Below are 8,515 nucleotides of genomic sequence, written 5' to 3' on the forward strand. Positions count from 1 at the left end.
GATAATAATCAAAAGGTCTATATGATTATGCTAAAATAGTTACCAAATGAAGTTTACCGGAGCCGGTATATGATTCCCCTGAATCTGAAACTGCGCAACTTCATGTGCTATCGCGATAACGTGCCGCCGCTTTCCTTCAACGGCATTCACACCGCCTGCCTTGCCGGTGATAACGGCAACGGCAAATCGGCGCTCATCGACGCCATGACCTGGGCGCTCTGGGGAAAGGCCAGGGCCAAGAGCGATGATGAACTTGTTCACACCGGCCAGAAAGAGATGGAAGTGGAGTTTGACTTTGCCGTTGGGGGACAACCATACCGCATTATCCGTAAGCGCGCCCGGCCCAAGCGCTCCAGCGGCGCCGGTCAGTCAATACTCGAATTTCAAATGGCCACCGACGGTGGCGGTTTTAAATCAATCAGCGGCAACAGCATCGCCCAGACGCAGCAGAAAATCTCCAGCACATTGCACATGGATTATGACACCTTCATCAACAGCGCTTTCCTGCGTCAGGGCCGTGCCGACGAATTCACCACCAAGCGCCCCATCGAGCGCAAGGAAGTATTGGCCAATATACTGGGGCTTTCCTACTACGAGCAACTTGAGGATAAAGCCAAAGAACTTGCCAGGCAGCAGGAGTTTGAAAAGGCACAACTGGAAAGCACGCTGCGGGACATCAGCGATGAGCTGGCCCTGAAACCCGTCTATGAGATAGAGCTGGAAAAGGCACAGCACACTTTCACCCAGATTGAAGAAGTAGTTAAAGAGAAAGAAGCCAGGCTCAATGAGCTGCGCCAGCAAAAGGACGTGCTGGAGAAAAAGAAAGTTCAGCTCGACCAGCTGGAAACAAGCATAAAAGAACGGACTACAAGCCTTAGACTGCTGAATGAACAGGTCAGCCAGCTTCAATCGCGCATCAATGAGTATGAGACACTCATCGCCCAGCGCGACAAGATAGAATCGGGCTATACACAGTATAACGAGGCCAAAAAACGTTATGATGAGCTCGATCAGAAGTTCCGCCAGTCGGTGAACTTGGAAAAGCAGAAAACTCAGCTGGAAAGCAGAATAAAGGAGGCCGGCCAGAGCCTGCTCACGGAGCATGCCGTTGCATTAGAACGGGTCAATAAACTGGAAAACACGTTAACGGAATTCGCGCAGAAACAGGGGCAGATTCAGCAGCTACAGACACAGCTGGGCCGGCTGACCGAAAACGAGGCAGTGTTAAGCCAGAAGAAGCAGCTGATTCAGGAGCTACAGACGGCGGTCAACTATCTGGAATCAAATATAAGCCAGGTTGAACGAGAGATGAAAGAGCTCGGGGAGAAAATCGACCTTCTGGCCACGCAGACGGAAGCCAGATGCCCTCTCTGCGAGACGGAACTCGGCGCCGAAGGCCTCAAACTCATTGAATCCAAATATACCGCCGATAAACAGAATAAAACCGATTCGCTGACGTCGAATCAGGCCGAACTTGAAAACAAAAGAGGCGAGCTTGATTCACTGAGCAGTGAAGTCGCCCATCTGGAGGCACAACTAAGCCAGGAGAAAATCGCCCTGCAGAGCCAGGCCAGCGTTCTCAATAAAGAGGCCAATGAAGCTGCCGACGCGAAAAAACAGTTGGCTGTGGAGAGAAATCGATTGTCCGAGATTGAAGGGCAACTGGCGAAAAAAGACTTCGCCAGCCGGGAGCAGGCAGCGCTGGAGGAACTGGAACGACAACTGGCCGCGATGGAATATGACGCCGGCCAGCACGAGCAGCTGAGGCAGCAACTTACCGAACTGGAACAATATGAAAGCCCGATGCGGAAACTGGAAGAAGCCGACCGACTCATCGAGCCGGAGAAAGCGTCGATGTCGCAGGCGGAGACCCATGCCCGGGAATTGCGAACCAGCGTGGAAACGGATAACCAGAAAAGAGAGGAATTGGCCGGAGAGCTTGAAGTCCTGCCCCGGTTCAGCGCCGAGGTAGTTGACGCCGAAAACGAGTACCGGGAATTGGAGCAGCAGCAAAAAGGGGCGCAGGAAGCATTGTGGAATGCCAAAGCCAGGCTGCAGCACTGCGCCGAACTGGAGACGAGGAGAAAGGAGAAGGAAAAAGCGCTGGCTCAGGCAGCGAAAGAGGAAAACATTTACCGAGAACTGGCCAGAGCCTTCGGCAAGGGCGGCATACAGGCCTTGCTCATTGAAATGGCGCTCCCGGAGATTGAAATCGAGGCCAACCGGCTCCTCGGGCGGATGACGGATAACCGGATGCACGTTAAGTTTGAGACGCAGCGGGAGACCAAGAAAGGCGATGTCATGGAAACTCTGGATATCACCATTTCCGATGAACTCGGCACCAGGAACTACGAAATGTTCAGCGGCGGCGAAGCGTTCCGCATCAACTTTGCCATTCGCATTGCGCTTTCAAAGCTGTTGGCCAGACGGGCCGGGGCACCGCTGCCCACACTGATTATCGATGAAGGCTTTGGCACACAGGACAGCACCGGCATCGAGAAACTGAAAGAAGCGATTAATTCCATTCAGGATGACTTCGAGAGGATACTGGTCATCACCCACATTGAAGAACTGAGGGACGCCTTCCCCACCCGCATTGATGTGGTCAAAACGAGCGAAGGCTCAACGCTATCGGTCAACTAGCCGTTACAGACCTAGGTCAGCCGCAATCCCCTTCATTATCTAGTCTGCCATTCAGGAGCCGGGCAGGGCTGGCTCAACATCCCGGTGCAGCACTCTGCCCAGATACTGTCCGGTTGCCGAGCCTTTCGTCTTCACTATCTCCTCCGGGGTCCCGGTGGCGACCACGTATCCCCCCAGGTCCCCGGCACCAGGGCCAAGGTCGATAATGTGGTCAGCGTTCTTGATTACATCCAGATGGTGCTCGATAACCACCACCGTATTGCCCGCCTCGACGAGTCGCTGCAGCACCCTCAGCAGTGCCGCGATATCTTCAAAAGAGAGTCCGGTGGTAGGTTCATCCAGAATGTAAAGCGTTCTCCCGGTTGCCCGCCGTGACAGCTCGGTGGACAGCTTCACCCGTTGCGCCTCACCGCCGGAAAGCGTTGGCGCCGGCTGACCAAGACGGATATACCCCAGCCCGACGTCCCGCAGCGTTTCCAGTTTGTTCCTTATCTTGGGGAAGTGGGTAAAAAATGTTAGCGCTTGCTCTACCGTCATATCGAGGACTTCAGCGATGTTTTTATCTTTGAACCGTATCTCCAGCGCCTCCCGGTTATAGCGCTGGCCCTTGCACACCTCGCAGGGGACGGTGACATCGGGGAGGAACTGCATCTCAATCTGGGTAAATCCCTCCCCGCGGCAGGCCTCGCAGCGTCCGCCTTTCACATTGAAGGAGAAGCGACCGGGCGCATAACCCCGCATCCGGGCTTCGGGAACGGTGGCAAAAAGCTCGCGAATCGGTGTAAACGTACCGGTATAGGTAGCCGGGTTGCTCCGCGGCGTTCGGCCTATCGGCGACTGGTCAATATTGACCACTTTATCGATATGCTCCATACCGGTGATTTCATCGCAGTCGCCGGCCCTCTGCCTCGACCGGTAGAAAACCTGGGCCAGCTTACGGTACAGGATTTCGTCAACTAGTGTGCTTTTCCCGCTGCCGGAGACGCCGGTAATGCAGACAAATTTGCCCAGTGGAATAGGGACATCTATATCCTTCAGGTTATTCTGCCTGGCCCCTCTGACCACGATTTCACCGCCGTTGCCAGACCGTCGCTTGCTGGGCAACGGAATCTGCCTCGTGCCGCTGAGATACTGGCCGGTGACCGATTCCTTGCTGGCCATAATATCCGCCAGCGTGCCCGTGATAACGATTTTTCCACCGTGCCGCCCCGCCCCCGGTCCCATATCGATGATATGGTCAGCGGCACGCATCATCGCTTCATCGTGCTCCACAATCAGTATCGTGTTGCCCAGGTCTCGCAGTCGCTTCAGCGTATTGATGAGACGGGCATCATCTGCCGGATGCAGCCCCACGGTGGGCTCATCGCAGATATAGAGCACGCCCATAAGTCCGCTGCCGATCTGTGTGGCCAGACGGATACGCTGTGCCTCACCACCGCTCAGCGTGGCAGCGGCGCGGTCAATGGTCAGATATTCCAGGCCCACGTCCTTCAGGAAGCCAAGCCGGGCCTGTATCTCTTTCAGAATCTCCCGGGCAATCATCTTTTCCCGTTCACTGAGCACCTTATTGCCGATTTCGGTTATCCACTCCAGCTCGTGCACCACGGACATCTCGCCGACGTCCATGATGTTTCTGTCGCCGATGGTCACCGCCAGCCATTCCGGCTTCAGCCGCTTGCCCTGACAAACGGGACACGGCGTGGAGACCATGTAGCGTTCGATATCGACGCGTGAGTTTTCCGATTCAGTGTCACGGTGGAGGCGCTCCATCCTGGGAATCACACCCTCAAAACCGGTGAAATGCTCCCTGACCCGCCCGAAACGGCTTCGATAACGGTACCATTCTCCCTCCTCACCATAAAGCAACAGGTTCATTTGCTTCTCCGTGAGTTTCTTTACCGGGGTGTTCAACGAGAAGTCGTAACGTCTGGCCAGAGAATCGAGCTGGTAGAAGTACCATGACTGAAACTGCCAGGGACGTATGGCCCCCTCAGCGATGGGTAGTTCTTTGTTGGGAATGACCAGGTCGGGGTCTATTTCAAGTTTGACACCGAGGCCGGAACATTCGGGGCAGGCACCGTGAGGACTGTTGAAGCTGAAGGTGCGGGGGGTTATCTCACCCAGGCTGATGCCGTCGTAGACACAGGCAAAATGCTCGGAGAAGAGCAGCTCCTCACCATCAATGATGGAAACAAGCACCACTCCCGCCCCCAGCTTGAGGGCGGTCTCCACCGAATCGGCAATCCGCTGCCTTTCACCCTGCCCGACGACCAGACGGTCGACCACCGCCTCAATGGAGTGCTTCTTATTTTTACCCAGCTGGAATTCCTCGGAAAGGTCATGAATCTCGCCGTCGACCCTCACCCGGACGTAGCCCGCTTTACGCAAATCGGCAAACACCTGCTGGTACTCCCCCTTGCGGTCACGGATAAGCGGCGCCATAATCATGATGCGTTTGCCCTCCGGGAGGCCCTGAACCGCGTCCACGATCTGCTGTACCGTCTGGGTGGTGATTTCCCGGCCGCACTCGGGGCAGTGTGGGTGACCTACCCTGGCGAAGAGCAGCCGCAGGTAATCGTAGACTTCGGTGACCGTGCCCACGGTGGAACGAGGATTTTTGCTCGGGCCTTTCTGGTCGATGGAAATGGCCGGGCTCAGGCCCTCAATATAGTCGACGTCCGGCTTCTCCATCCTGCCCAGAAACTGACGGGCATACGCAGACAGCGACTCCACATACCGACGCTGGCCTTCAGCATAAATGGTATCAAAGGCGAGCGAGCTTTTCCCAGAGCCGGAGACACCGGTGATAACGACCAGCTTATCACGGGGGATGGTTACGTCTATATTCTTCAGATTGTGCTCGCGGGCACCTTTAACAACGATGGAATCCAGTGGCATATCTTAAAACCTCCCCGAACCGTCCAGAATAATTCTAACACTGGAGTGGCGACCCTCACAAGGATTTGTCAATACTATTGCATAAAATATATCCAGTAAATAATAATAATAGGGCTTTACAAAGAGCTACATACGCTATATAATTAACATAGAGGTGATAATGGTATGGCTACTGCTAATCAAATTATGGCGATAGACCGACTACAAAAATGGTTTACTCCTAATCGACCAATCGATTTGCCGGAATACATGTCTGGTAGATTAGACTTAATATTTAATGTGAAAGAGGCAATAAATACTCAAGGCCTCCATGTAATTCTTTACGGAGACCGAGGAACGGGCAAGACATCTATAGCACATGTGATAGCCAATATGATTCAAGAGCCAGACAGGAAAGATGGAAGACGAGTAATCTTGGTTTCGTGCGATTCTAGCGATACCTTCTCTTCTATGTGGCGTAAAGTGTTTCAAGAAATAATGTTAACTCAGCGACAACTAGGCTTTGTTCAGCAAAGTGCTGCTGCAATTACAGGAACAATGGATAACCAAGTGTCTGTTACAACTCCAAATGACGTTCGGCTTCTTATCAAATCATTCCCAAATCCTACTGTAGTCATTTTCGATGAATATGATAGAATACCCGAAACTAGCAACGCTCGTCACCTAATTGCAGATACAATCAAATTATTTTCAGATACCAATGTGAAGGCTACCATCCTATTAGTTGGAGTCGCCACTTCAATTAATGAACTAATTCATGAACATCAGTCAATTGGCAGAAATATATCACAAATATTGGTTCATCCAATGGATAACGCAGAGTTAGCAGAAATCATACAAAAGGGATATTCGAATAGTGGATTTACGTTTGAAGACGGCATAGATTATAAAATAGCTGCCTTATCTCAAGGCTATCCTCATTATGCACATCTTTTAGGGCTTTGGGCTGGTAAAAAAGCGGTAGAGGCAAAAAGAGATAGGGTAACTCATAAAGACTTGGAACAAGCTATTACGGCTGCAATACAGAATGTCGCTGGCGGTATTAGGGAAGATTATGAAATTGCCATAGCCTCGTCCCAACCGGATAACCTTTTTAAAGATGTACTCTTAGCTTGTGCAATTGCCGATAAAGACTCGTTGGGTAGGTTTAGCATAAAGGCATTGCGTGAGCCGCTAAGCAATATCTTGAATAAACCGAATATTCGTGCAGTTGCGTATCAAGGACATTTATATAAATTCTGTGAACTCAATAGAGGGCCAGTATTAAAGAGGACAGGGAATCGCCGTAATTATCGCTGGCAATTCGTAAATCCACAACTGATTCCATACATTAAACTTGATGCAATAGAGAGAGGAAAGTTTACCTCTGATTCTGCCCGCGTGCTTTAGCAGCCTTTTGGGCTATCTCTTCGCGCTGTTGGGGTGTCAGGTGTTACAATCAAGGCACGGGTCTTGATGCATAAACACGACTTTCAAAGTAGAAAACTAACGGTGCCGGACGAGATACGCGTTCGACAGCTCACCGTTGACGAAGCAATGCTGAAGCTCGATAAATACCTGCATGATGCTTTCATGGCCGGGCTCTATCAGGTCAGAGTGGTTCACGGTAAGGGCACCGGGACATTGCGCCGGGCCATTCAGGAACAACTGCGCGGGCATCCGCTGGTGAAATCATACCGCACCGGCGAATACGGTGAGGGAGGCACCGGGGTGACCATCGTTCAGCTCGCCGACAGGTAATTGGACAGACACGGGCCCTGTATCAATTTGAAAGCACGGCTGTTTTTCCGCTATAATAGCTTTGGCCTGTGGTGAGTGTAGCCGAGTGGTTTAAGGCGCCAGGTTGTGGCCCTGGAGAACGAGGGTTCGAATCCCTCCACTCACCCCACCTTTTTATTTCTTTTCCTTCCTCTTTTCCGCCCGCTCTTTCTTTATCGCCGTGTAGGCATCCCAGTCCACACCGATGGCAATCGGCACGGTAACGCCGCCGTCTACCGCCAGATTGATACCGGTTATCATCCGGGCACGGTCGGAGGCAAGGAAAACCGCCGCATCGGCGATATCTTCCGGCGTCGGCATGTCCTGCAACGGATACCACTTCTTCATTTCCTCCAGGCGCTGCGGCGTGGTGCCGGCCTTGAGCATCGGGGTGATGACATTGCCCGGAGAAATGCCATTGACCGTAATCTGGTACGCTCCAAGTTCAAAGGAAAGCTGGCGGGTCAGTCCCCAGATGCCTGATTTGGACGAGGTGTAAGAAACGCCGCCAATCATCGTCATTCTCTCACCGGAATATGAAATCGTATTGATAATCCGGCCGCCGCCCCTCTGTCTCATCGTGGGAACCACCGACTTGCTGCAATTGAAGGTGCCGCTTAAATTAACCGACAGGACCCGCTCCCACTCCTCTTTCTCCGTGTCTTCAATGAGAAGGTGGTCGGCCAACCCGGCGTTGTTTACCAGTATGTCAATGCCTCCCCACTCCGCCACTATACGGTCGACCATCCCTTTGACTTCAGCCTCACCGGCCACACTGGCTATCACCACCATGGCACGACCGCCCATCCCCTGTATCTCAGCCACCGTACCTTCGGCATTCTGTTGATTCACATCATTAACCGCGATGTCCACGCCTTCCCTGGCCAGACCGAGTGCTATCGCCTTCCCGATACCACTCCCGCTGCCGGTAACCAGCGCGACTTTTCCTTTTAAACCTGTTTCCACAGATACCTTACCCCCCGCTTGATTAGAGCAGGATACCTATTTGTTTGTCAAGACAGACAGAGCGGTAAGGCATTGCTGCGGTAGCACCCATCGGGTATAATTGGAACGTGCGCCTATAGCTCAGCGGACAGAGCATCGGTCTTCGGAACCGAGGGTCGTGGGTTCGAATCCCTCTAGGCGTGCCACTTTTTGAAGCTAAAACGACAAACCGGAAGACCTCATTGTTGAGGTCTTTTTGATTTTTGCTAAC

General features: G+C 52.6%; 5 protein-coding genes and 2 tRNA genes. 5 read left to right on the forward strand and 2 right to left on the reverse strand.

Annotated elements, in window-relative coordinates; all coding sequences use genetic code 11:
• Positions 1 to 69: 69 nt before the first annotated feature.
• Positions 70 to 2,643, forward strand: coding sequence for an SMC family ATPase (locus KKD83_02460; protein ID MBU2535015.1), 2,574 nt, complete (start codon positions 70 to 72; stop codon positions 2,641 to 2,643).
• Between the two features lie 51 nt (positions 2,644 to 2,694).
• Here the strand turns inward: KKD83_02460 and uvrA are convergent, their stop codons facing one another.
• Positions 2,695 to 5,541: an excinuclease ABC subunit UvrA gene (uvrA, locus tag KKD83_02465; GenBank protein MBU2535016.1), complete on the reverse strand. Its 2,847-nt coding sequence runs from the start codon at positions 5,539 to 5,541 to the stop codon at positions 2,695 to 2,697.
• 165 nt (positions 5,542 to 5,706) lie between these two features.
• Here uvrA and KKD83_02470 point away from each other — a divergent pair, with 165 nt between their 5' ends.
• From KKD83_02470 to KKD83_02480, 3 genes are all read left to right on the forward strand, one after another.
• The gene (locus KKD83_02470) at positions 5,707 to 6,930 is read left to right on the forward strand and encodes an ATP-binding protein (protein ID MBU2535017.1); all 1,224 of its coding nucleotides are present in this window, start codon (positions 5,707 to 5,709) and stop codon (positions 6,928 to 6,930) included.
• A 66-nt stretch (positions 6,931 to 6,996) separates the two neighbouring features.
• On the forward strand, positions 6,997 to 7,281 hold the full coding sequence (locus KKD83_02475; protein ID MBU2535018.1) for a Smr/MutS family protein: 285 nt from the start codon (positions 6,997 to 6,999) through the stop codon (positions 7,279 to 7,281).
• 71 nt (positions 7,282 to 7,352) lie between these two features.
• Positions 7,353 to 7,429: transfer RNA gene (locus tag KKD83_02480), tRNA-His, on the forward strand.
• A 5-nt stretch (positions 7,430 to 7,434) separates the two neighbouring features.
• On the opposite strand, the gene KKD83_02485 is transcribed toward KKD83_02480, so the two are convergent.
• Complete coding sequence (locus KKD83_02485; protein MBU2535019.1) at positions 7,435 to 8,265, reverse strand: SDR family oxidoreductase; 831 nt, start codon at positions 8,263 to 8,265, stop codon at positions 7,435 to 7,437.
• Between the two features lie 109 nt (positions 8,266 to 8,374).
• Between KKD83_02485 and KKD83_02490 the strand changes: the two genes are divergently transcribed.
• Positions 8,375 to 8,450, forward strand: a tRNA-Arg gene (locus KKD83_02490).
• Positions 8,451 to 8,515: the final 65 nt, after the last annotated feature.

The sequence above is a fragment of the Chloroflexota bacterium genome (assembly GCA_018829775.1).
Lineage (GTDB): Bacteria > Chloroflexota > Dehalococcoidia > Dehalococcoidales > RBG-16-60-22 > E44-bin89.